Source organism: Blastococcus sp. SYSU DS0973 (assembly GCF_054051055.1).
The window spans coordinates 48,928-72,659 of the sequence record NZ_JBJHAN010000007.1 but is presented as its reverse complement, the minus strand read 5'-3'; the positions used below and the strand labels follow the sequence as shown (position 1 = coordinate 72,659).

The window sequence follows — 23,732 nt, the reverse complement described above, 5'->3', positions numbered from 1 at the left end:
GCGGATCGCAACCGCGGCCATGTGTCGTCCCGGTCCGCGCCGAGCCCGTCCCCGCAGTCGTGGACCCTCCGGGCCCACTCCTCCTACCGCCTCGCAAGGGTGGCCTGCGTTCCGGCGTCTTCGTCCTGCGGCCCGGCGCTCCTCGCGGAGCCCTCCGGGCCCCGCTCGTGCCGCCGATACTGTGACGGGGTGACCGAGCCCGCACCGCACATGACTCCCGAGCAGTTCCGGCGACACGGCCACGAGGTCGTGGACTGGATCGCGGACTACTGGACGCGGATCGGCTCCTTCCCGGTGCGCTCGCAGGTCACGCCGGGCGACGTCCGCGACGCCCTCCCCGCCTCGGCCCCGGAGCAGGGCGAACCGTTCCCGGCCGTCCTGGCCGACCTGGACCGGGTCGTGATGCCCGGGATCACGCACTGGCAGCACCCCGGCTTCTTCGGCTACTTCCCGGCCAACACCTCGGGGCCGTCGGTGCTCGGCGACCTGGTCTCGGCGGGGCTGGGCGTGCAGGGCATGTCGTGGGTGACCAGCCCGGCCGCCACCGAGCTCGAGCAGCACGTCATGGACTGGTTCGCCGAGCTGCTCGGCCTGCCGGAGTCCTTCCGCTCCACCGGTACCGGCGGTGGCGTCGTCCAGGACTCGAGCTCGGGCGCCAACCTGGTCGCGCTGCTGGCCGCCCTGCACCGCGCGAGCGGCGGGGCGACCGTGCGCCAGGGCGTCCAGCCCGAACGCGCCACCGTCTACGTCTCCAGCGAGACGCACTCCTCGATGGAGAAGGCAGTGCGGATCGCGGGCCTGGGCACCGACGCGGTGCGCATCGTGGAGGTCGACGGCGACCTGGCGATGAACCCCGGTGCGCTCGCCGCCCGGCTGGAGCGCGACGTCGCCCGCGGTCACCGCCCCGTGCTGGTGTGCGCGACCGTCGGCACCACGTCCACCACCGCGGTGGACCCGCTGGCCGCCATCGGGCCGATCTGCCAGCAGTACGGCGTCTGGCTGCACGTCGACGCCGCCTACGCGGGCGTGAGCGCCGTCGCCCCGGAGCTGCGGGAGCTGCAGGCCGGCGTCGAGTGGGCCGACAGCTACACGACCGACGCGCACAAGTGGCTGCTCACCGGCTTCGACGCCACCTTGTTCTGGGTCGCCGACCGCGCCGCCCTCACCGGTGCGCTGGCGATCCTCCCCGACTACCTGCGCAACGCCGCCACCGACGCCGGCGCGGTGGTCGACTTCCGCGACTGGCAGGTGCCGCTCGGCCGGCGCTTCCGGGCGCTGAAGCTGTGGTTCGTGGTCCGCTGGTACGGCGCCGACGGGTTGCGCGCGCACATCCGCGGGCACGTCGCCCTGGCCCAGGAGCTGGCCGCGTGGGCGGCGGCCGACGAGCGCTTCGACGTCGTCGCCCCGCACCCGCTCTCGCTGGTCTGCCTGAAGCCCCGGTGGCCCGAGGGCGTGGACTCCGACGTCGCCACCATGACCCTGCTCGACCGGCTCAACGACGGCGGCGAGGTCTTCCTCACCCACACCACCGTGCGACGGGAGCCGGTGCTCCGGGTGGCCGTCGGCTCCCCCGCCACCACCCGGGCGCACGTCGAGCGGGTGTGGGCGCTGCTCACCGAGGGCCACGACTGGCTCGCGGCCGACTTCGCCGCCCAGGCGGCGGAGCAGGCCGCCGCACGGGCCGCCGAGCGGGAGCGCGCCGAGCGCGAGCGCGTGGAGCGGGCAGCCCGGGCCGAGGCCGGGATCCGCGTGGTCCCCGCCGACGACCTCCCCGGAATCGCGGACACGGCTGCCGCCCTCGACGAGACGGACGCGGCCGACCGGGGCGGGGCCGGCACGGGCGGGGAGACGCTCAGCGGTCCAGCGACCGGATGAGCCCTTCCTGGGCCACGGTGGCGACGTGCGTGCCGTCGGCGGACCAGATCTGCCCGAAGCACAGCGCGCGGCCGGCCGCCGCCGCGGGGCTGTCGGTCTCGTAGAGCAGCCAGTCGTCGGCGCGCACCGGCCGGTGGAACCACACCGCGTGGTCGAGGCTCGCTCCGATGAAGTCCGGCCAGCCACCGCCCAGGCGGGCGAACCCCGCCGAGAGCAGGGTCAGGTCGCTGACGAACGTCAGCGCCGCCGCCTGCACGACCGGGTCGTCGTGCAGTTCGCCCGCGACCCGGAACCAGGTCCACGACTGCGTGTTCGGTGGCGACTTGGGCGGCGCCGCGAACGGGTCGTGGAGGAACCGCTGCTCGACGACCCGCCCCATCGCCGCCATGAACGCCGCCCGCTCGCCGTGCCGGGCGACGATCTCCTCGGTGCCCATCATCTCGTCCGGACCGGGGGCCTGCGGCATCGCCAGCGAGTGCTCCGCGACGGCGGGCTCCCCGGCGTGGAAGTCCGCGGTCAGCGCGAAGATCGCCACGTCCTCGCCCCTGCGCCGCTGGCAGGCGATGACCCGCCGGGTGGAGAAGGACCGCCCGTCGCGAATGCGGTCGACGGAGTAGCGGATCTCCTCCGCCGGGTCGCCGGGACGCAGGAAGTAGGAGTGCAGGGAGTGCACCCCGCGCTCGCCCGGCACCGTGCGCCCGGCCGCCACGAGCGCCTGACCGGCCACCTGCCCGCCGAAGATGCGCTGCCGCTCGGTGCTCGGCGTCTTCCCGACGAACACGTCGGGCTCCCGCTCGGCGAGGTCGAGCACCGACAGCAGCGCCGCGGCCTGGCTGTCCTGCGGCCGGTCGCTCACGAGTCGGTTCCCACCTCGTGCACCCGGATGAGGTTGGTGGAGCCGACCGTGTTGGGCGGGCTGCCGGCGACGACGACCACCCGGTCACCGACCTGGAGCCGGCCGATCGACAGCAGCGAGAAGTCCACCTGCTCCACCATGTCGTCGGTGTGCTCCACGGCGGGCACCAGGAACGTCTCCACCCCCCAGGAGAGGGCGAGCAGGCTGCGCACCCGGGCGTCCACGGTGAAGGCGAGCAGGGGCTGCCGCGGGTGCAGGGCGGCCAGCCGGCGGGCCGTCTCACCGGTCTGGGTGAAGGTGGCCAGCGCCTTCACGTCCAGCGACTCGCCGATGTCCCGGGCCGCACGGACGATCGCGCCCGACCGGGACCGCGACCGGCGCGCCACCTCGGGCACCCACAGGTGGTCGTTCTCGACCGCGCTGATGATGCGGTCCATCGTGCGGACGGCGCCGATGGGGTACTGCCCCACCGAGGTCTCTCCCGAGAGCATGACCGCGTCGGCCCCGTCGAGCACCGCGTTGGCCACGTCGGAGGCCTCGGCGCGGGTGGGCCGGGAGTTGGTGATCATCGACTCGAGCATCTGGGTGGCGACGATGACCGGCTTGTTGCGCTCCCGCGCGGCCTGGATCGCCCGCTTCTGCACCAGCGGCACCTGCTCGAGGGGGAGTTCGACGCCCAGGTCACCGCGGGCGACCATGATCCCGTCGAAGGCCTCCACGATCGCGTCGAGGTTCCGCACCGCCTCGGGCTTCTCCAGCTTGGCGATGACGGGGACGTACAGGTCCTCCTGATGCATGATGTCGCGGACCAGCGCGACGTCGGTCGGCGAGCGCACGAACGACAGCGCGATGAAGTCCACGCCCAGGTGCAGGGCGAAGCGCAGGTCCCGCTCGTCCTTGTCCGACAGCGGGGGCACGCTCACCGCGACGCCGGGCAACGAGAGGCCCTTGTTGTCGGAGACCTGCCCGCCCTCGACGACGAGGCAGAAGACGTCCGGACCCTCGACCCCCACCACGCTGAGCGAGAGGTTGCCGTCGTCGACCAGCAACCGGTCACCGACCCGGACGTCGTTGGCCAGGTTCTTGTAGGTGGTCGACACCCGCTCGGCGGTGCCGGCGACGTCCTCGACGGTGATGCAGATCTGGCTGCCGGTCTCCCAGCGCACCGGGCCGTCGGCGAACGTGCCCAACCGGATCTTCGGACCCTGCAGGTCGGCGAGGATCGCCACAGCGCGACCGATGCGGTCGGAGGCCTCGCGCACCCGGGCGTAGGCCGACGCGTGGTCCTCGTGCGACCCGTGGCTGAAGTTGAGGCGGGCCACGTCCATCCCCGACTCGACCAGGGCAGTGATCTGTTCGGCGGAGCTCGTGGCCGGGCCGAGGGTGCAGACGATCTTCGCGCGGCGGGACATGGCGATAACGCTAGTGCCCCACCGAAGTGATGCTGCCCGCGGCCCGCCGCGCATGGCGGCCGAGGCGCTCCTCCGGACCGGGACGGCCGTCGGCCGCCGTCCCGGTCCGGAGGGCGCGGTGTCCTAGCGGAGCGCGACCGCCGTCGGGGTGACCGGGCGGGGCAGCATCGACTCGCCCGTCAGCCAGGTGTCGGCGGCGGCGGCCGCGGCGCGGCCCTCCGCGATCGCCCAGACGATGAGCGACTGGCCGCGACCCATGTCACCGGCCACGAAGACCCCGGGCACGGTGGACATGAACGCGTCGTCACGGGTCACGTTGCCGCGCCCGTCGACCTCGACACCGAGGGTGTCGACCAGGCCCTCGCGCTGCGCCCCGGTGAAGCCCATGGCGAGGAAGACCAGGTCGGCGGGGAGCTCGCGCTCGGTTCCCTCGATCTTCTGGAACCGGCCGTCGACCCGCTCCACCTCGTGGAGGAGCAGGGCACGGACGTTGCCGTTCTCGTCGCCGACGAAGCGCTCGGTGTTGACCGAGTAGAGCCGCTCGCCACCCTCCTCGTGCGCGCTGGAGACGCGCATGATCATCGGGTACGTGGGCCACGGGTTGGCGCCCATGTCCCGGCGCTCCGGCGGCGCCGGCATGATCTCCAGCTGGGCGACCGAGGCCGCCCCCTGGCGGTGCGCGGTGCCGAGGCAGTCCGCCCCGGTGTCACCGCCACCGATGATCACGACGTGCTTGCCGTGCGCGTTGATCGGCGGGTCGTCGAGCTCGCCGAGCGCCTGGCGGTTGCCGTACGGCAGGTACTCCATGGCCAGGTGGATGCCGGCCAGCTCGCGGCCGGGGGCGGGCAGGTCACGGCCGACGGTCGCGCCACCGGCCAGGACGACGGCGTCGAAGTCCGCGCGCAGCTGCTCGACCGACAGGTCGCCCTCCCTGCTGCCGCCCACCTCGACCCCGGTGACGAACCGGGTGCCCTCGGCGCGCATCTGGTCCAGCCGCCGGTCCAGGACGGACTTCTCCATCTTGAACTCGGGGATGCCGTAGCGGAGCAGCCCGCCGACCCGGTCGGCCCGCTCGTAGACGGTCACGTCGTGGCCGGCCCGGGTCAGCTGCTGGGCGGCGGCCAGCCCGGCGGGGCCCGACCCGATGACGGCGACCTTCTTGCCGGTCCGCTGGGCCGGGGTCAGCGGGCTCACCCAGCCCTCGTCCCACGCCCGGTCGATGATCTCCCACTCGATCTGCTTGATGGTGACCGGCGACTCCTGCAGGTTCAGCACGCAGGAGCCCTCGCACGGCGCCGGGCAGAGCTTCCCGGTGAACTCCGGGAAGTTGTTCGTCGCGTGCAGCCGCTCGATCGCGTCGTGCCAGTCGTCGCGACGGGCCAGGTCGTTCCACTCCGGGATCAGGTTCGCCACCGGGCAGGCGTGGTGACAGAACGGGATCCCGCAGTCCATGCAGCGGGCAGCCTGCTTGCGCACCTCGGCCGTCGGGAAGAGCGGGTCCTCGCCGTTCTGGCGCCGGCTGTAGACGTCCTTCCAGTCCATGATGCGGAGTTCGACGGGACGTCGCGGCGGAAGGCCGCGCTCGTACTTCAGGAAACCGGTCTGGTCAGCCACGTGCTGCCTCCCTCTGCTGCTCGGTGGTCCGGTGGGCGGTCGGCTCAGCCACGTGCCGCCTCCATCACCGCGCGGTCGACGTCGACGCCGGCCGCCTCGGCGGCACGCCGGGCCTCCAGGGCCCGCCGGTAGTCGCGCGGCATGATCACGCTGAACTGCTCGGACCAGCGACCCCAGTCGGCCAGCAGCGCCTGCGCCACCGGCGAGTCGGTGTCGGCGGCGTAGCGCACCAGCACGTCGCGCAGCCACTGCGCGGACTCCCCGTCCAGCGGCTCGACGTCGACCATCTCGCTGTTCACCCGGTGCCGGGCGAGGTCGAGGACGTAGCCGACGCCGCCGGACATGCCGGCCGCGATGTTGCGGCCGGTGGGGCCGAGGATCACCGCACGGCCACCGGTCATGTACTCCAGCGCGTGGTCGCCCACGCCCTCGACGACGGCGAGCGCCCCGGAGTTGCGGACGCAGAACCGCTCGCCGACCCGGCCCCGCAGGAAGATCTCTCCGCCGGTGGCGCCGTAGCCGATGACGTTGCCGGCGATGACGTTGTCCTCGGCGGCGAAGGACGCCTCCCGGGAGGGACGGACGACGATCCGCCCGCCCGACAGGCCCTTGCCGACGTAGTCGTTGGCGTCACCGAACAATCGCATGGTGATGCCCCGTGGCACGAAGGCGCCGAACGACTGCCCGGCCGACCCGCCGAAGGTGAGGTCGATCGTGCCGTCGGGCAGGCCCTCGCCGCCGAACCGGCGGGTGACCATCGACCCCAGCATCGTGCCGACGGTGCGGTTGACGTTGCGCACCGGCAGCTCGAGGCTGACCGGCCGCGCGTCGAGCAGCGCCCCCTCGCACAGCTGGATCAGGGTCTGGTCCAGCGCGACGTCCAGGCCGTGGTCCTGGCCGCGGACCGCACGTCGCGGGGCGCCCTCGGGCAGCTCCGGAACGGCGAGCATCGGCGAGAGGTCCAGGCCCTGGGCCTTCCAGTGGCCGACGGCCTGCCGGGTGTCGAGCAGCTCGGCGTGGCCCACGGCCTCGTCGATCGACCGGAAGCCCAGCTCCGCCAGGTAGTGGCGTACCTGCTCGGCGAGGAACTCGAAGAACGTGACCACGAACTCCGGGCGGCCGGTGAACCGCTTGCGCAGCTCCGGGTTCTGGGTGGCCACGCCGACCGGGCAGGTGTCGAGGTGGCACACCCGCATCATCACGCAGCCGGAGACCACCAGCGGCGCCGTCGCGAAGCCGAACTCCTCGGCGCCCAGCAGCGCCGCCACGATCACGTCGCGGCCGGTCTTCATCTGGCCGTCGACCTGCACCACGATCCGGTCGCGCAGGCCGTTGGCCAGCAGGGTCTGCTGCGTCTCGGCCAGGCCGAGCTCCCACGGGGAGCCCGCGTGCTTGAGCGAGGTGAGCGGCGCGGCACCGGTGCCTCCGTCGAACCCGGAGATGAGGACGACGTCGGCGTGCGCCTTGCTCACCCCGGCCGCGACCGTGCCGACGCCCACCTCGGCGACCAGCTTGACGTGGACCCGGGCCTCGTTGTTGGCGTTCTTCAGGTCGTGGATGAGCTGCTTGAGGTCTTCGATCGAGTAGATGTCGTGGTGCGGCGGCGGGCTGATCAGCCCGACGCCCGGCGTCGAGTGCCGGGTGCGGGCCACCCACGGGTAGACCTTCCCGCCGGGGAGCTGGCCGCCCTCGCCGGGCTTGGCGCCCTGGGCCATCTTGATCTGGATGTCGTCGGCGTTGACCAGGTACTCGCTGGTGACGCCGAACCGGCCCGAGGCCACCTGCTTGATCGCCGAGCGGCGCAGGTCGCCGTTCGGGTCCGGGGTGAAGCGGTCCGGGTCCTCGCCGCCCTCGCCGGTGTTGGAGCGCCCGCCGAGGCGGTTCATGGCGATGGCGAGCGTCTCGTGGGCCTCCTGCGAGATGGACCCGTAGCTCATGGCGCCGGTGTTGAACCGCTTGACGATCTCGCTGACCGGCTCCACCTCGTCGATCGGCACGGGCGGGCGCACGCCGGTCCTCAGCGTGAAGAGACCGCGGAGCGTGGCGGCGTCCTCGGACATCTTGTCGACGGTCTCGGTGTACTTCTCGAAGACGTCGTACTGCCGCGACCGGGTGGCGTGCTGGAGCAGGAACACCGTCTCGGGGTTGAACAGGTGCACCTCGCCCTCGCGGCGCCACTGGTACTCGCCACCGGTCTCCAGCCGGCGGTGCGCCCGCTCGGTGGGGTTCTCCGGGTAGGCCCGGCGGTGGCGCATGGCCACCTCCTCGGCCAGGACGTCGATGCCCACGCCGCCCAGCGGGCAGGAGGTGCCGGTGAAGTACTCGTCGACCAGCTCCTGCGAGAGACCGACGGCCTCGAAGATCTGCGCCATCGTGTACGAGCCGACGGTGCTGATGCCCATCTTGCTCATGACCTTCAGGACGCCCTTGCCGAGCGCCTTGACCACGTTGCGCACCGCCTGGGCCGGCTCCACGCCGGTCAGGACGCCGTCGCGGATGAGGTCCTCGATCGACTCGAACGCCAGGTACGGGTTGACCGCGGCGGCGCCGTAGCCGAGCAGCAGGGCCACGTGGTGGACCTCGCGGCAGTCGCCGGACTCGACGACGAGGCCGACCTCCATGCGGGTCTTCTCCCGCACCAGGTGGTGGTGCACGGCCGCGGTCATCAACAGCGACGGGATGGGCGCGCGCTTCTCGTCGCAGTCCCGGTCGGAGAGCACGATGATCCGGGCACCGGCGGAGATGGCCTTGGAGACCTTGGTGCGCAGCTGTTCGACCGCCTCGGCCAGCGCGGTCCCGCCGCCGTTCACGTCGAAGTGGCCGGTGATCCGGACGGCGGCGTAACCGGGCAGGTCGCCGTCGTCGTCGATGTGCAGGATCTTGGCCAGCTCGTCGTTGTCGATCACCGGGAACGGCAGGTGCACCTGCCGGCAGGACGCCGGGGACGCCGCGAGCAGGTTCTGCTCCGGGCCGAAGGTGCGGCCGAGGCTGGTCACCAGCTCCTCGCGGATGGCGTCCAGCGGCGGGTTGGTCACCTGGGCGAACAGCTGCCCGAAGTAGTCGTAGAGCAGCCGCGAGCGGTCCGACAGCGAGGCGATCGGGGTGTCGGTGCCCATCGACCCGATCGGCTCGGCGCCGCTGGCCGCCATCGGCGTCACCAGCATGCGCAGCTCCTCCTCGGTGTAGCCGAAGAGCATCTGCCGGCGGATGACCGACTCGTGGCTGGGCCGCGAGCGGCGTCGCTCGGGCAGCGCGGGCAGGTGCACCAGCCCGGCGTGCAGCCAGTCCCCGTACGGCTCGGCGGAGGCGAGAGCGCCCTTGACCTCCTCGTCGGAGACGATCCGCCCGGAAGCGGTGTCGACGAGGAACATGCGGCCCGGCTGCAGCCGGCCCTTGGCGACGACGTCGCCGGCCGGGATGTCGAGCACGCCGACCTCGCTGGCCATGACGACCAGGTCGTCCTTGGTGTGCCACCAGCGGCCCGGGCGCAGACCGTTGCGGTCGAGGACGGCCCCGATCAGCGTGCCGTCGGTGAAGCAGACGGCGGCCGGCCCGTCCCACGGCTCCATGATCGAGGAGTGGAACCGGTAGAAGGCCCGGCGGGCCGGGTCCATCTCGTCGTGGTTCTCCCACGCCTCCGGGATCATCATGAGCACCGCGTGGGGCAGCGAGCGGCCCGAGAGGTGCAGCAGCTCCAGCACCTCGTCGAAGGTGGCCGAGTCGCTGAAGTCGCTGGCGGTGACCGGGAAGATCCGCTCCAGCCCGAGCTCGGACGCCGGACCGGCCGGGCCGTCGAACAGGTGCGTCTCGAGCTTGGCCTCGCGGGCGCGCATGCGGTTGCGGTTGCCCTTGATCGTGTTGATCTCGCCGTTGTGCGCGATGAAGCGGAACGGGTGGGCCAGCGGCCAGCTCGGGAAGGTGTTGGTGGAGAACCGGCTGTGCACCAGCGCGATCGCCGACTCGTAGCGCTCGTCACGCAGGTCGGGGAAGAACAGCGGCAGCTGGTCGGTGGTCAGCATGCCCTTGTAGGTGACCGTCCGCGACGACAGCGAGGTGATGTAGAGCGAGCTGCCGGCGTCCACGGCGGCACGCTCGGCCCGCTTGCGGAGCACGAACGAGCGCCGCTCGAGGCGGGTGACGCCGTGCTGCGCCACGTTCCCGCCGAAGGCCGCGGCGTCGGCGCGGCCGGCCATCGTCTCGGCGACGAACAGCTGGGCGACGTGCGGCATGACCGCGCGGGCCGTGGGGCCGAGGTCGGCGCCCTCGGGGTCGACGGGCACGTCGCGCCAGCCGAGGACGGTCAGCCCCTCCTGGGCGGCGAGGCGGGCGACGTCCTCGACGCGGGCGGCGCGCTCGGCCTCGTCCACCGGCAGGAAGGCGATGCCGACCGAGTACTCGCCCAGCGGCGGCAGGTCGAAACCGACGCTGGCGCGCAGCAGGGCGTCGGGGATCTGGGTGAGGATGCCGGCGCCGTCACCGGAGTTCGGCTCGGCGCCCGCGGCGCCCCGGTGGTCGAGGTTGTGCAGGGCGGTCAGACCGGCCTGCACGATGCGGCGGCTGCGCCGGCCGCGGGTGTCGGCCACGAAGGCGACGCCACAGGCGTCCTTGTCGTTCGCCGGGTCGTACAGACCCTGGGCCGGCGGCACGGCGGAGAAGGGAACTGCCGCGGTGGCGGGGGCGGGAAGGTCGGTCATGTCACTCCCGTCGTCGGCGCACCGTCGTCCCTCGGGCGAGGGTCGGACGGAGGGCGGGGGCCCGGGCCGGAGGTCAAGGGCGGCGGAGATGGCGGCACGTGCGGCGCACGTGGAGCAGGTCGGAACAGGTGCCCCGACCGGCTGTGGCGCGCGAGCCCACCGGTTGGTGCCGGTGAGCCGTCGTCCGCGGGGCAGCGCTGGCCCGGTTCAGACACTACGACCCGTCCAGGATCGCTGGCGAGTCAGCCCGAAGGGTACACAGCCGTAACACCGGTCTGACACGGCCGAAGCCGATCCGTGACGCCGCGGCGGGATATCGGTGAACCCTGGCCGGACCTGCGCGGTTTCCGGGTTCTCAGGCCGTGGACGGCGGGTGGTGATCGTCCTCACGCACGCGGGGAACGGGCGCCTCGGCAGGGGTGTCCGGCCCGGCTGCGGACCGGTCCGCGCTGGTCGTCGCGATCTCCTCACCTCGGGTGATCACCTCGCGCGGGCGGCCGCGCTGCCAGAAGAAGTAGGCCAGCGCCAGCAGGCCGACGATGATCGAGGTGAAGACGTTGAGCCGGACGCCGAAGAAGGTCTCGGCCGGATCGGTGCGCAGCAGCTCGATCCACAGCCGGCCCGCGCAGTAGGCGGTGACGTACAGCGCGAACGCCCGGCCGTGCCCGAGCCGGAACCGGCGGTCGGCCCAGACGACCAGCGCGGCCGCGGCCAGGTTCCACAGCAGCTCGTAGAGGAACGTCGGGTGGAACGTGCCGAGCACGACGGGCTCGCCATCGGCCCCGGTGACCGCCCGCCCGCCGCTCCACTCGTAGATCGTGAGCGCCCACGGCAGGTCGGTGCGGCCGCCGTAGAGCTCGTTGTTGAACCAGTTGCCCAGCCGGCCGATCGCCTGGGCGACCAGCAGCCCGGGAGCCAGCGCGTCGCCGAAGGCGGGCAGCGGGATGCCCCGGCGCCGGCAGGCGATCCAGGCCCCGACGGCCCCCAGCGCGATGGCGCCCCAGATGCCCAGGCCGCCCTCCCAGATGGCGAACGCGCGCAGCGGGTCGCCGCCCTCGCCGAAGTACGGCCGGGGGCTGGAGACCACGTGGTAGAGCCGGCCCCCGATGATGCCGAAGGGCACCGCCCAGACCGCGATGTCGAGGACGTCGCCCGGCGCACCACCCCGGGCCACCCAGCGCCGCTCGGTGAGGAGCACCGCGGCCACGATGCCGGCCACGATGCACAGCGCGTACGCCCGGACCGGGAAGGGGCCGAGCTCCCAGACGCCCTGGGTCGGGCTCGGGATGGCGGCGAGCACGGTCATGCCGGCACCTTCGCACGGACACCGCGGGCCAGGTCGGCGGCGAGCCGCCCGACCGCCTCGGCACCGGCCCGCTCGTCCGGCGCGTCGAGCAGGGCGCGGACGAAGGCCGAGCCGACGATGACGCCGTCGGCGAACCCGGCGACCTCCGCGGCCTGCTCCCCGTTCGAGACGCCCAGGCCGACGCAGACGGCGAGGTCGGGCGCGGCCTCCCGGGTGCGGGCCACCAGCCGCTCGGCGGCGTCGCCCACGGTGGCACGGGCGCCGGTGACCCCCATGGTGGAGGCGGCGTAGACGAACCCGCGGCAGGCGGCGGTGGTGGACCGCAGCCGCGCAGCGGTCGAGGAGGGCGCGACGAGGAACACCCGGTCGAGGTCGGCCGCCTCGGCGGCGGCGATCCAGGCGCCCGCCTCCTCGGGGATGAGATCGGGGGTGATGGCCCCCGCTCCCCCGGCGGCGGCCAGGTCGGTGGCGAAGCGCTCGACGCCGTAGCGCTCGATCGGGTTCCAGTAGCTCATCACGACGGGGACGGCCCCGGCCGCGGCCACCGCCTCGGCCGCGCGGAGCACGGCCGCCATCCCCACACCGGCGCGGACGGCGACGTCCACGGCCTGCTGGATGACCGGGCCGTCCATCCCGGGATCGCTGTACGGGACGCCGATCTCCACGACGTCGGCGCCGTCGCGCACGGCGGCCACCATCGCCGCGATCGACCCCTCGACCGACGGGAAGCCGACCGGCACGTAGGCGATCAACGCGGCGCGCCCCTCCGCCGTGGCGGTGCCGATGCGGTCCTGCAGTCGACTGCCTCCACTCCGGGCTCGCTCCGCCCCTCCGTCGTTCCCGGTAGCGCTCATGCCTGCTCTCCGGCGTCCGGGCCGGCCACGGCCTCGTCGTTGCTGACCGCGCCCTCGGTGGGCTGCTGGTCGGTGTCGAGCCCCGGCCCGGGGTCGACCTCCTCGCGGTCGCCGAGCCCGAACCACCGCGACGCGGTCTCGACGTCCTTGTCGCCGCGCCCGGAGAGGTTGACCAGGAGGAGCGCGCCCGGGCCCAGTTCCCGGCCGAGCTCCATCGCCCCGGCCAGGGCGTGCGCGGACTCGATCGCCGGGATGATGCCCTCGGTGCGGCAGAGCAGGGCGAAGGCCTCCATGGCCTCGGCGTCGGTGACCGCCCGGTACTCGGCCCGCCCGATGTCGTGCAGGTAGGAGTGCTCGGGCCCCACGCCGGGGTAGTCCAGCCCGGCGCTGATGGAGTGCGACTCGATCGTCTGCCCGTTCTCGTCCTGCAGCAGGTACGAGCGGGCGCCGTGCAGCACGCCCGGGGTGCCTGCGGTGATGGTGGCCGCGTGCCGCCCGGTGCCGACGCCGTCGCCGCCGGCCTCCAGGCCGATCAGCCGGACGCCGTCGTCGGGCACGAACGCGGTGAAGATGCCGATCGCGTTGGAGCCGCCACCCACGCAGGCCAGGACGGCGTCGGGCAGCCGCCCCTCCCGCTCGAGCACCTGTCCGCGGGCCTCGTCGCCGATGACCCGCTGGAAGTCGCGGACCATCGCCGGAAAGGGGTGCGGCCCCGCCACGGTGCCGAAGACGTAGTTGGTCGTCCCGACGTTGGTGACCCAGTCGCGGAACGCCTCGTTGATGGCGTCCTTGAGGGTGCGCGAGCCGGTGGTGACGGGGATGACCTCGGCGCCGAGCAGCCGCATGCGCGCCACGTTGAGCGCCTGGCGCCGGGTGTCCTCCTCGCCCATGTAGACGGTGCAGGACAGGCCCAGGAGCGCCGCGGCGGTCGCCGTCGCCACGCCGTGCTGGCCGGCGCCGGTCTCGGCGATGACCCGCTGCTTGCCGATCCGCTTGGTCAGCAGCGCCTGGCCGAGCACATTGTTGATCTTGTGCGAGCCGGTGTGGTTGAGGTCCTCCCGCTTGAGCAGGACCCGTGCCCCGCCGCAGTGCTCGGCGAACGTGGGCACCTCGGTGACCGCGCTGGGCCGGCCGGTGTAGTCCCGCTGCAGCCGGGCGAACTCGGCGAGGAAGGCAGGGTCGACGCGCATGGCCTCGTAGGCCTCGGTCAACTCGTCGAGCGCGGCGATCAGCGCCTCGGGGACGAACCGGCCGCCGAAGACCCCGAAGTGCCCCGTCGGGTCGGGCCAGCCCGGCCGGGCCGGCAGGGGGAGCGCTCCGGGCGGCTGCAGCGAACTGGTGGTCATGCGCCCAGTGTCCCGCGCCGCAGTGGCCCTCCTGCAGGGGCCCGCCGCGAGCGTGCGAGCGGTGGGGGCAGGAGGGCCTCTTTCAGCGGGTGGTGCGGGGGGTGGCCGGGTGCGCGCCGGCCGTGACCAGGTCGGCGACCGCCTGCCGCGGATCGCCCGCGGTGACCAGGCCCTCGCCGACGAGGACGGCGTCGGCCCCGGCAGCGGCGTACCCGATCAGGTCGTGCGGACCGCGGACACCGGACTCGGCGACCTTGACGACGTCCGACGGCAGCCCCGGCGCGATCTTCTCGAAGGTCGAGCGGTCGACCTGGAGGGTGGTGAGGTCGCGGGCGTTCACACCGATGACCGACGCCCCGGCCGCCATGGCGCGGTCGGCCTCGGCCTCGGTGTGCACCTCGACCAGCGCCGTCATGCCCAGGGACTCCACCCGCTCGAGCAGGCCCACCAGGACGTTCTGCTCGAGGGCGGCCACGATCAGCAGGACGACGTCGGCCCCGTGGGCACGGGCCTCGTGCACCTGGTAGCTGCTGACGATGAAGTCCTTGCACAGCACCGGCACCTCGACCACCGCGCGCACGGCGGCGAGGTCGGCGTGCGAGCCGCCGAAGCGCCGCCGCTCGGTGAGCACGGAGATGACCCGGGCCCCACCGGCGGCGTACTGCTGGGCGAGCCGGGCGGGGTCGGCGATGTCGGCCAGGTCGCCCTTGCTCGGGCTGCGCCGCTTCACCTCGGCGATGACGCCGACGCCGGGGGCCCGCAGGGCCGCCAGCGCGTCGCGCGCCGGCCGGGCCGCCTGGGCGGCGGCCTTCACCTCGTCCAGCGGCGTGGCGGCCTGGCGGACGGCGAGGTCGGCACGGACACCGGCAACGATCTCCTCGAGCACGTTCACGGCGTGGTCGCAGCCTCGGCCGAGGTCAGGTGCTCGTTCACCGGCGCCACTGCCTCTCGTACGTCGATCCCGGGCGGATGGGTGGACCCACTCTAAAGGCGCGCCGGATGCCTCCCGGCCCGGGGGCGGGCGGCACGGATCCGGCCGGTTCCGCTATACGCCGGGCCCGGTCCGGGGTGCCGGCGGTGGCTCGGTCGGGTCCTCGCCGCGGTCGAGCGCCTTCCAGACGTCGTCGGCGCGCTCCTCGGTCGACCGCGCCGTCGCCGCCCCGGCGGTGCGCTCGTAGCGCCGGCCCATCGCCGGCCAGGTGCCCCCGCGCAGCGCGGCCAGCAGTCCGACGGCGACGGCCAGGACACCGGCGACCCCGGCCAGCACCGGCCAGCCCACCGCGACGTCCACGGTCGTGCCGGTCACGCTGGTGCCGCCCACGCCGGGCAGGTCCGCCGCGGCGTCGGCCACTCCTCCGGTGAGCACCCGGACGCCCGACCACAGCAGGGCACCACCTGCGGCCGCCATCAGCAGGCCGACCACCACCCGGCCGCTGCCGCGCACCGCCAGCAGGGCCACCGCCGCGGCCAGCAGGACCAGGCCGGCGGCGGTCACCAGCGGCGCTGCGTCGCCCCCGGACAGCGTTCCGGACACCGGCGGCAGGGGCGCGCGGCGCTCCGCGGTCACGTCGGCCCAGCGCTGGCCGGCCGCCGACAGCGCGAGCGCACCGGCCAGGACCGCGCCCACGACGACGCTCGCGAGCTCCCGCCGGGTGCCGCCGGTCGGGTCCCGTACGCCCTCGGGCGCCGTCACCCCGCCCCCGCGGACAGCTCCCGCAGCCCCTCCGCCGTCGCGATGGCCGACAGCACCGCACGGGCCTTGTGCCGGGTCTCGGCCTCCTCGGCCGCCGGGTCGCTGTCGGCGATGATGCCCGCGCCGGCCTGGACGTAGGCCCGCCCCTGGTGGAGGACGGCGGTGCGGATGGCGATCGCCATGTCCATGTCGCCGCTGGCGTCGACGTAGCCGACGGTGCCCGCGTACAGCGCCCGCCGGGTCGGCTCAAGGCTCTCGATGATCGTCATCGCGCTCGGCTTGGGGGCGCCGGAGACCGTGCCGGCGGGGAACGTGGCGTCGAAGACGTCCAGGGCGTCGCGGCCGGGGCTGACCTCGCCGGTGACGGTGGACACCAGGTGCATGACGTGGCTGTAGTGCTCCACGCGCATGAAGTCCGGCACCTCCACGCTGCCGGGGACGCAGACCCGCCCCAGGTCGTTGCGTGCGAGGTCGACGAGCATGACGTGCTCGGCCCGCTCCTTGGGGTCGGCGAGCAGCCCCTCGGCCAGGCGTGCGTCCTCCTCCGGGGTCGCGCCGCGCGGCCGGGTGCCGGCCGGCGGGTGCACGACCGCCGAGGACCCGGTCACCGTCACCAGCGCCTCGGGCGACGAGCCGACGACCTCGAACGCGGTCTTCCGGCCGGCGAAGCGCAGCAGGTACATGTACGGCGACGGGTTGGTCGCCCGCAGCACCCGGTAGAGGTCGAGCGCGTCGACGTCGGTCTCCAGCTCGAACCGCTGGGCCAGCACCACCTGGAAGGCGTCGCCGGCCCGGATGTGCTCGCGCACCCGCTCCACGCCGTCCTGGAAGACGCCGGGCGCCAGGTTGCTGCGCACGGCCGGCGGGACGTCCACGGGCTCGAACACGGCGACCGCCGGGGCGGCCGGGGCGACCAGCGCTCCGGCCATGGCGTCCAGACGGGCGACGGCGTCGTCATAGCCGCCCGCCGCGGTCCCCGCGCTCCCGAGGGCGTTGGCGATGAGCAGCACCGACCCGTCGGTGTGGTCGAGCACGGCCAGGTCGGTGACCAGCATCAGCGCGAGCTCGGGCATGCCCAGGTCGTCGTCGCTGGTCTGCGGCAGCCGCTCGAGGCGACGGACGACGTCGTAGCCGAGGTAGCCCACCAGGCCACCGGTCAGCGGCGGCAGCTCCGGGGCGCGGGGCGACCGCAGCCGGCGCGCGAGCACGCGGACGGCCTCCAGCGGATCGGCGGGGAGTTCGTCGGTGAGCCCGGGGACCTCCTCGCCCAGCCACTGGGTGCGGCCGTCGCGCTCGGTCAGGACGCCGGCGGCGCGCACGCCCACGAAGCTGTACCGCGCCCACCGCTTGCCCTGCTCGGCCGACTCCAGCAGGAGCGTCCCGGAACGGTTGCCGGCCAGCTTCCGGTAGACCCCGACGGCGGTCTCGCCGTCGGCCAGCAGCCGGCGGGTGACCGGCACCATGCCCCGCCCACCGACCCGGCCCAGCGCCGCGAACTCCTCGCGCGACGGGGAGGTGACGCCGAACCTCACGTGGCGACCCCCTGCACCACGGTCAGCGGCCGGTGGAAGCAGCTGCGCTCACCGGTGTGGCAGGCGGCGCCCTCCTGGTCGACCAGCACGAGCAGCGCGTCGCCGTCGCAGTCGACGCGGACGTCGCGGACCCACTGGCGGTGGCCCGAGGTCTCGCCCTTCACCCAGTACTCCTCCCGGCTGCGCGACCAGTACGTGGCCCGGCCGGAGGTCAAGGTGCGCCGGAGCGCCTCGTCGTCCATCCAGGCGAGCATGAGCACCTCGCGGGTGTCGTGCTGCTGGACGACTGCGGCGACCAGCCCGGCGGGGTCGCGGCGCAGCAGCGCGGCGACCTCGGGGGCCAGCGCTCGTTCGGTGGGCACGCTCGCGGACATGCCTCAAGTGTGCCGTGCGGGCAGGTCAGGGCTGCGGGGCGGTGAACCAGTGCCGTCCGCCGCCGAAGAGGACCAGACCGAGGGCGACCAGCGGGGCGGCCGCGAAGAAGAGGCTGAGCGCGACCACCACGCCGCCGAGGTCCTGGCCTGCCGCCGCCGGGCCCAGCAGGTCGCTCAGCTGTGCCCACCAGTACACGGTGAGCAGGAGCTGCACGCCGTGCGCCGTGAGCAGCACCAGCCAGGCGACGCGGGTGCGCCGGACCAGCGCCAGGATGCCGGCGACCACGAGCAGCGCCACCGATGCGAGCTGGACGATCGAGAGCACGTCGCCCTCGCGGGCGAACTCGTAGGCCTGGGCAGGGGCTGCGGTCGGGCTCTCCTCGATCGCGAGCTCCGCGAGCGAGGCGAAGAACCACACGTACAGCGAGGCGATCAGCACCAGCAGCGCCTGGACGAAGGTGAGCACCGCCGCCCCGATCACCTGGCCGGGCCGGCGGCCGGGCCGCGACGCACCGGGATAGGCCGCACCCGGGTAGGGCGCACCCGGGTACGGCGCGCCCGGGTAGGGCCCCGGGTAGCCGTAGGGCGGCGGCGGCCCGTAACCCCACGGCGGGGGCGCGCCGTACGGCGCCGGCGTCCCGTAGGCGTACGGCGACGTGGTGGGCGGCGGCCCGGTGTAGGCGGGCCCCGGCTCGGTCGGCGTCGCCGGGTCCGACCAGGGATCGCGCGGCGCGCTCACAGCGCGGCCGCGAGCGCCCGGCCCACGACCCGGCCGGAGAAGAGGCAGCCGCCGAGGAAGGTGCCCTCGAGCGAGCGGTAGCCGTGCACGCCGCCACCGCCGAAACCGGCGACCTCGCCGGCCGCGTGGAGCCCGGGGAACACCTCGCCGCCGGGCCGCAGCACGCGGCCGGACAGGTCGGTCTCCAGACCGCCGAGGCTCTTGCGGGTGATGAGGTTGAGCCGGACGGCGATCAGCGGGCCGGCCTCCGGGTCGAGCAGCCGGTGCGGCGGGGCCACGCGGATGAGCTTGTCCCCGAGGTAGGTGCGGGCACCCCGGATGGCGGCGACCTGCAGGTCCTTGGTGAAGGGGTGGGCGATCTCCCGGTCGCGGGCCACGACCTCCCGCTCCACCTGGGCGAGGTCGAGTTCGGGCGTCCCGCCGGTGACGCGGTTCATGCCGGCGACGAGCTCGGGCAGGGTCCGGGCGACGACGAAGTCCTCCCCCTTGTCCAGGAACGCCTGCACCGGACCGGAGACACCGGCCTTGACCCGGTCGAGCAGCAGCTTGACGTCCTTGCCGGTGAGGTCGGGGTTCTGCTCGGAGCCCGACAGCGCGAACTCCTTCTCCACGATCCTGTGCGTGGCGACGAACCAGGTGTGCTCGTACCCGGTCTGCCCGACGTGGGCGAGGGTGCCGAGGGTGTCGAACCCGGGGAAGAGCGGAACGGGCAGCCGCTGCCCGGTGGCGTCGAGCCACAGCGACGACGGGCCGGGGAGGATCCGGACGCCGTGCCGCGCCCAGACCGGCGAGTGGTTGGCGATGCCCTCGGTGTAGTGCCACATCCGGTCGCCGTTGACCATGCTCGCGCCGGCGGCCACGGTGGCCTGCTGCATGCGCCCGTCGACGTGCGCGGGAACGCCGGAGAGCAGCCGCTGCGGTGCGGGACCCAGCCGGGCCGGCCAGTTCTCCCGGACCAGGTCGTGGTTGCCACCGATCCCCCCGGAGGTGACGACGACGGCCTGCGCGAGGAACTCGAACTCCCCGACCTCCGTGCGGGAGCTCGCCTCACCGCGGGCGACGGCGCTCGGCTCGAGGACGGCGCCGCGCACGCCGGTCACGGCCCCGCCGCGGACCACCAGCTCCGACACCCGGTGCCGGAACCGCAGCTGCACCAGGCCCGCCTCGGCCGCGGCCCGCACCCGGCGCTCGAACGGCGCGACGATCCCCGGCCCGGTGCCCCACACGATGTGGAAGCGCGGCACCGAGTTGCCGGGGCCGGTGGCGGTGTAGCCGCCGCGCTCGGCCCAGCCGACGACCGGGAAGAACCCGACACCCTGCTCCTTGAGCCAGGCACGCTTCTCGCCGGCGGCGAACTGCAGGTAGGCCTCGGCCCACTGCCGCGGCCAGTGGTCGGTGTCCCGGTCGAAGCCGGCGGTGCCGAACCAGTCCTGCCGGGCGAGCTCCAGCGAGTCGTGCACGCGCAGCCGCCGCTGCTCCGGCGAGTCGACCAGGAACAGCCCACCGAAGGACCACCACGCCTGCCCGCCCAGGGACGCCTCGGGCTCCTGGTCGACCAGGATCACCCGCTTGCCGGCGTCGGCCAGTTCAGCGGTGGCGACCAGGCCGGCCAGCCCCGCCCCCACCACGACGACGTCGGCCTCGAAGCTGTCGGTGCGCGCGCTCACACCGGGGACGCTAGCGGGGAGCGAGGGCGTCGCGCGCCCCCCTGCCGGGCGAGTTGCCCGGGCGCGGCACCCGCCGGTCAGCCGATCGCCGGCTCGGGCTCGCCGGCCGACGACCGCCGCCACGAGGCGTGCAGCCGGGCGTAGGGACCCTCGGCGTCCACCAGCTCCGCGTGCGTGCCGCGCTGGACGACGCGCCCGGCGTCGACGACCAGCACCTCGTCGGACCGCTCGGCCGTCGAGAGCCGGTGCGCGATGGTGAGGGTGGTGCGGCCGGCGGTCAGGGCGTCCAGCGCCCGGGTCAGCCGCTGCTCGGTGGCGGGGTCGACGGCGCTGGTCGCCTCGTCGAGCACCAGGAGGTCGGGGTCGGCGACGTAGGCCCGGGCGACGGCGACCAGCTGCCGCTCGCCGGCCGACAGGGACTCACCGCGCTGGCCCACCGCCGTCGAGACGCCGTCGGGCAGCCCGGCGAGCCAGGTGCCCAGCCCCAGGTCGCCGAAGGCGGCGACGGCGTCGGCGTCGGTCATGCCGGGGCGGCCGTAGCGGACGTTCTCGGCGACGGTCGCGTCGAAGAGGAACCCGTCCTGCGGCACCATCACCACCCGGGCGCGCAGCGACGCGAACGCCACGTCGGCCAGCGGCACCCATCCGCCCGTGTCGGAGCCGAGCAGCACCCGGCCGGCGACCGGGTCCATGAGCCGGGTGACCAGCTTGGCGAACGTCGTCTTCCCCGAACCCGTCTCGCCCACGATCGCCACCCGCGTGCGCGGGGCGATGGTGAGGTCGACGTCGTCCAGCGCCGGGCGGGCACCCGGCGCGTAGCGGAAGGTGACGGAGTCGAAGCGGACGCCGAGCGGCCCCTCCGGAAGGGCGCGCACCCGGTCGGGGGCGGCGACGGCGGGGTCGCGGACGTCGGGCTCGGTGTCGACCACGTCGAGGACCCGGCGGAAGCCGGCGACGGCGTTCTGCGCCTCGTTGAGCACCTCGCTGGCGGTCTGCACCGGGGCGACGAACAGGGTGACGAGGAAGAGGAACGCGACGAGCGTGCCGGCGGTGATGTCACCGGCCAGGCCGAGCAGCACCCCCACGACCACCACGGCGGCGTTGGCCAGCGCGGCCACGAACTCGCCGCTGACGAAGACGGCGGCGGTGACCTTCTGCGCGTCCACCTGGGCGCGGTAGTGCCGGTCGATGGCGGCGTCGAGCCGGGCGGCGGTGCGGGCACGCACCCCGTAGGCGCGCACCGTGGGGGCGCCGACCACCGACTCGGCGACCGCGGCGAGCACGTCGCCGACCCGCTGCCGGACCACGCCGTAGACCCGCACCAGCCGCTGGGCGAACCAGCGGACGGCGAACGCCAGCGGCACGAAGCAGACCAGCACCAGCACGGTCAGCTGCCAGGAGTAGACGGCCATGACCACGGTCGCGACGAGGAGCTGCCCGATGCTCACCAGGCCCAGCACCCCGCCCCACTGCATGAACACCGACAGCTGGTCGACGTCGCTGGTCACCCGGGAGACCAGGGAGCCGCGTCGCTCGCCCTGCTGGTGCAGCACCGAGAGGTCGTGCACGTGCCGGAAGGCGCGGGCGCGCAGGTTGGCCAGCGCGGTCTCCGTCGTCCGGAACAGCCGGACGTTCATCCGGTAGACCGCGACGGCGGTGACCAGCACGACCAGCGCGCAGCCGGCGATCAGCCAGGTGACCCTCTCCAGGTGGGCGCCGCCGGGGGCCGCCAGCCCGCGGTCGATGACCTGCTGGACGGCGATGGGCACGACCACCCGGCCGGCGGTGGCGACCAGGGCCAGGGCGAAGGTCACCGGGAGCCCGCGCCGGAACTCGGGCATCATCCGCAGCCCGCGCCGGAGGGTCGCCAGCGCGCCCTCGGTGCGCTGCACGGGCTCGCTCACGCCGCCACCTCGGCCTGGGAGTAGGCGCGCACCAGCGCCGCGTAGCCAGGCACCGCGGCGAGCAGCTCCTCGTGGGTGCCCCGGGCGACGGCGCGCCCGTCGGCGAGCCACACCACCTCGTCGGCGAGCGCGATGGTCGCCTGCCGGTAGGCCACGACCACGACCGTGGTCGGGGTCTCGCTGCCCCGCAGGGCGTCGAGGATGCGGGCCTCGACGGCGGGGTCGACGGCGCTCGTGGCGTCGTCCAGCACGAGCAGCCGGGGACGGCGGACCACGGCGCGGGCCAGCGCCAGCCGCTGCCGCTGACCGCCGGACAGCGAGGCACCGCGCTCCCCCACCCGGGTGTCCAGGCCCTCGGGCAGCGATGCGACGAACTCGTCGGCCGCGGCCACGCGCAACGCCGTCCACACCTCGTCGTCGGAGAAGGGGGCGCCGAGGGTGACGTTGCCGCGGACGGTGTCGTCGAAGAGGAAGGCGCTCTGGGCGACGAACGCCGCCTGGGCGCTCACCTCGCCCTCGCGCAGCCGGCGCAGGTCGACCCCGTCGAGCAGCACGCCGCCGTCGGCGGGGTCGACCAGACGCACGAGCAGGCCGGCCAGGGTGGACTTGCCCGATCCGGTGGGCCCGACCACGGCAACCGTGCGCCCGGCCGGCACGTCGAAGGTGACCGCGTGGAGGGTCGGGCGGGACACCCCGTCGAAGGTGAAGCCGACGTCGCGCACGCCGACGCCGGCCCCGCCGGCCGCCGCGGCGGCGGTGTCCGGCCCGTAGGGCGTCTCCCCCGTCGCCTCGAGCACGGGGGTGACCCGGTCGAAGCCGGCCAGGGCCCGGGGCAGATCGGCCAGCACCCAGCCGATGGCACGGATCGGCAGCGCCAGCGAGGTGAACAGGTAGGCGATGGAGACCAGCTCGCCGGCGTCGGTGGCGCCGTCGGCGACCCGGCCGGCCCCGATGAGCAGGACGGCGAGCGTGCCGAGGTTCGGCAGGGCCTCCATCAGCGGGTCGAACAGCCCGCGCACCCGGCCCACGGCGATCAGCCCGTCGCGCAGTTCCTCGGCCCGGGCGGTGAAGCGCTCGGTCTCGGTGTCCTCCCGGCCGAGCGTCTTCACCACGAGCGCGGCGTCGAAGCTCTCGTGCGCGATCTCGCTGACCTCGGCCCGCAGCTGCTGCGCGCGCTGCATCCGCGGGCTCATCACCTGCGAGTAGACGACGTTGGCGGCGAAGACCAGCGGGAAGACGACCAGACCGACGAGGGCGAGCAGCGGGTCGGTGAGCACGAGCGCGACGCTGGTGATCGCGATCATCACCAGCGCTCCGCAGGCGAAGGGCAGCGGCGCGACGAAGAACCAGGCCGACTCGACGTCGGAGTTGGCGTTGGAGAGCAACTGCCCGGTGGGGTGGCGCTGGTGCCAGGAGAGCGGGAGGCGCAGGTACTGCCCGGTGACGCGGCGGCGGTACTCCGCCTGCAGCCGGTAGCTCATGACGCCGGCGAACAGCCGGCGGCCGAGGATGCCGAGGATCTTCAGCAGCGCGACCCCGACGATGGCGACGGCGGCCAGGGTGAGCGCGGTCGCGGTGGTGGCGCCCTCGTCGAAGGAGGGCAGCAGCACCCGGTCGGTGATCTCGCCGATCACGTACGCGCCGGCCACCGTCATGGCGCCGTAGAGGCTGCTGGCGAGCAGCGCGAGGGTGAACATGCCCGGCTGCTCGCGGACGGCCCGGCCGATGTGGCGGAGCCCGCGGCGCACGACGGCGTCTCGGCGGCGGGACACGGGGCTCCTCGGGGTCGTGGCTGCGACCAGCATGCCACGCAGTCGTTAGGCGGGCTAAGCGATGCCGCTGGTCCGCCCGGCCGGGTTTCGCCAT

At 74.2% G+C, this 23,732-nt stretch carries 16 protein-coding genes; 1 reads left to right on the top strand and 15 read right to left on the bottom strand.

The features are described from left to right. Positions 1-189: 189 nt before the first annotated feature. Positions 190-1,875 (top strand): aminotransferase class V-fold PLP-dependent enzyme, encoded by a 1,686-nt coding sequence (locus ACI791_RS13005; protein WP_456586418.1) that lies wholly within the window; start codon positions 190-192, stop codon positions 1,873-1,875. On the opposite strand, the gene ACI791_RS13000 is transcribed toward ACI791_RS13005, so the two are convergent. The 15 genes from ACI791_RS13000 to ACI791_RS12930 form a co-directional block, all read right to left on the bottom strand. Continuing rightward, positions 1,853-2,731 (bottom strand): acyl-CoA thioesterase, encoded by an 879-nt coding sequence (locus ACI791_RS13000; protein WP_456586417.1) that lies wholly within the window; start codon positions 2,729-2,731, stop codon positions 1,853-1,855. The two genes, ACI791_RS13005 and ACI791_RS13000, sit on opposite strands and share 23 nt — an antisense overlap. Beyond that, a complete protein-coding gene (gene pyk / locus ACI791_RS12995) occupies positions 2,728-4,143 on the bottom strand; it encodes a pyruvate kinase (RefSeq protein WP_456586416.1) in 1,416 nt (471 codons plus the stop codon). Before pyk ends, ACI791_RS13000 begins: the two co-directional genes overlap by 4 nt. Positions 4,144-4,266: 123 nt before the next feature. Beyond that, entirely contained in the window at positions 4,267-5,757 is a 1,491-nt protein-coding gene (locus tag ACI791_RS12990) for a glutamate synthase subunit beta (RefSeq protein ID WP_456586415.1), read from the bottom strand. A 44-nt stretch (positions 5,758-5,801) separates the two neighbouring features. Next, positions 5,802-10,451 carry a glutamate synthase large subunit gene (gltB, locus tag ACI791_RS12985; RefSeq protein ID WP_456586414.1) on the bottom strand — a complete coding sequence of 1,550 codons (4,650 nt, stop codon included), beginning with the start codon at positions 10,449-10,451 and terminating at the stop codon, positions 5,802-5,804. Between the two features lie 355 nt (positions 10,452-10,806). Further along, the gene (gene lgt / locus ACI791_RS12980) at positions 10,807-11,757 is read right to left on the bottom strand and encodes a prolipoprotein diacylglyceryl transferase (RefSeq protein ID WP_456586413.1); all 951 of its coding nucleotides are present in this window, start codon (positions 11,755-11,757) and stop codon (positions 10,807-10,809) included. Beyond that, positions 11,754-12,611 carry a tryptophan synthase subunit alpha gene (gene trpA, locus ACI791_RS12975; protein ID WP_456586412.1) on the bottom strand — a complete coding sequence of 286 codons (858 nt, stop codon included), beginning with the start codon at positions 12,609-12,611 and terminating at the stop codon, positions 11,754-11,756. The genes lgt and trpA overlap by 4 nt, the downstream gene beginning before the upstream one ends. Further along, a complete protein-coding gene (gene trpB, locus ACI791_RS12970) occupies positions 12,608-13,957 on the bottom strand; it encodes a tryptophan synthase subunit beta (protein WP_456586411.1) in 1,350 nt (449 codons plus the stop codon). The genes trpA and trpB overlap by 4 nt, the downstream gene beginning before the upstream one ends. Positions 13,958-14,039: 82 nt before the next feature. Then, on the bottom strand, positions 14,040-14,849 hold the full coding sequence (gene trpC, locus ACI791_RS12965; protein ID WP_456586410.1) for an indole-3-glycerol phosphate synthase TrpC: 810 nt from the start codon (positions 14,847-14,849) through the stop codon (positions 14,040-14,042). 153 nt (positions 14,850-15,002) lie between these two features. After that, positions 15,003-15,650: a Trp biosynthesis-associated membrane protein gene (locus ACI791_RS12960; RefSeq protein ID WP_456586409.1), complete on the bottom strand. Its 648-nt coding sequence runs from the start codon at positions 15,648-15,650 to the stop codon at positions 15,003-15,005. Continuing rightward, entirely contained in the window at positions 15,647-17,182 is a 1,536-nt protein-coding gene (locus tag ACI791_RS12955) for an anthranilate synthase component I (RefSeq protein ID WP_456586408.1), read from the bottom strand. Before ACI791_RS12955 ends, ACI791_RS12960 begins: the two co-directional genes overlap by 4 nt. Continuing rightward, complete coding sequence (hisI, locus tag ACI791_RS12950) at positions 17,179-17,556, bottom strand: phosphoribosyl-AMP cyclohydrolase (RefSeq protein WP_456586407.1); 378 nt, start codon at positions 17,554-17,556, stop codon at positions 17,179-17,181. The genes ACI791_RS12955 and hisI overlap by 4 nt, the downstream gene beginning before the upstream one ends. A 25-nt stretch (positions 17,557-17,581) precedes the next feature. Beyond that, a complete protein-coding gene (locus ACI791_RS12945; RefSeq protein ID WP_456586406.1) occupies positions 17,582-18,295 on the bottom strand; it encodes a hypothetical protein in 714 nt (237 codons plus the stop codon). Continuing rightward, entirely contained in the window at positions 18,292-19,962 is a 1,671-nt protein-coding gene (locus tag ACI791_RS12940) for an FAD-binding dehydrogenase (protein WP_456586405.1), read from the bottom strand. The genes ACI791_RS12945 and ACI791_RS12940 overlap by 4 nt, the downstream gene beginning before the upstream one ends. A 77-nt stretch (positions 19,963-20,039) precedes the next feature. Next, entirely contained in the window at positions 20,040-21,866 is a 1,827-nt protein-coding gene (locus tag ACI791_RS12935; RefSeq protein ID WP_456586404.1) for an ABC transporter ATP-binding protein, read from the bottom strand. Beyond that, positions 21,863-23,638 carry an ABC transporter ATP-binding protein gene (locus ACI791_RS12930; RefSeq protein ID WP_456586403.1) on the bottom strand — a complete coding sequence of 592 codons (1,776 nt, stop codon included), beginning with the start codon at positions 23,636-23,638 and terminating at the stop codon, positions 21,863-21,865. The genes ACI791_RS12935 and ACI791_RS12930 overlap by 4 nt, the downstream gene beginning before the upstream one ends. Positions 23,639-23,732: the final 94 nt, after the last annotated feature.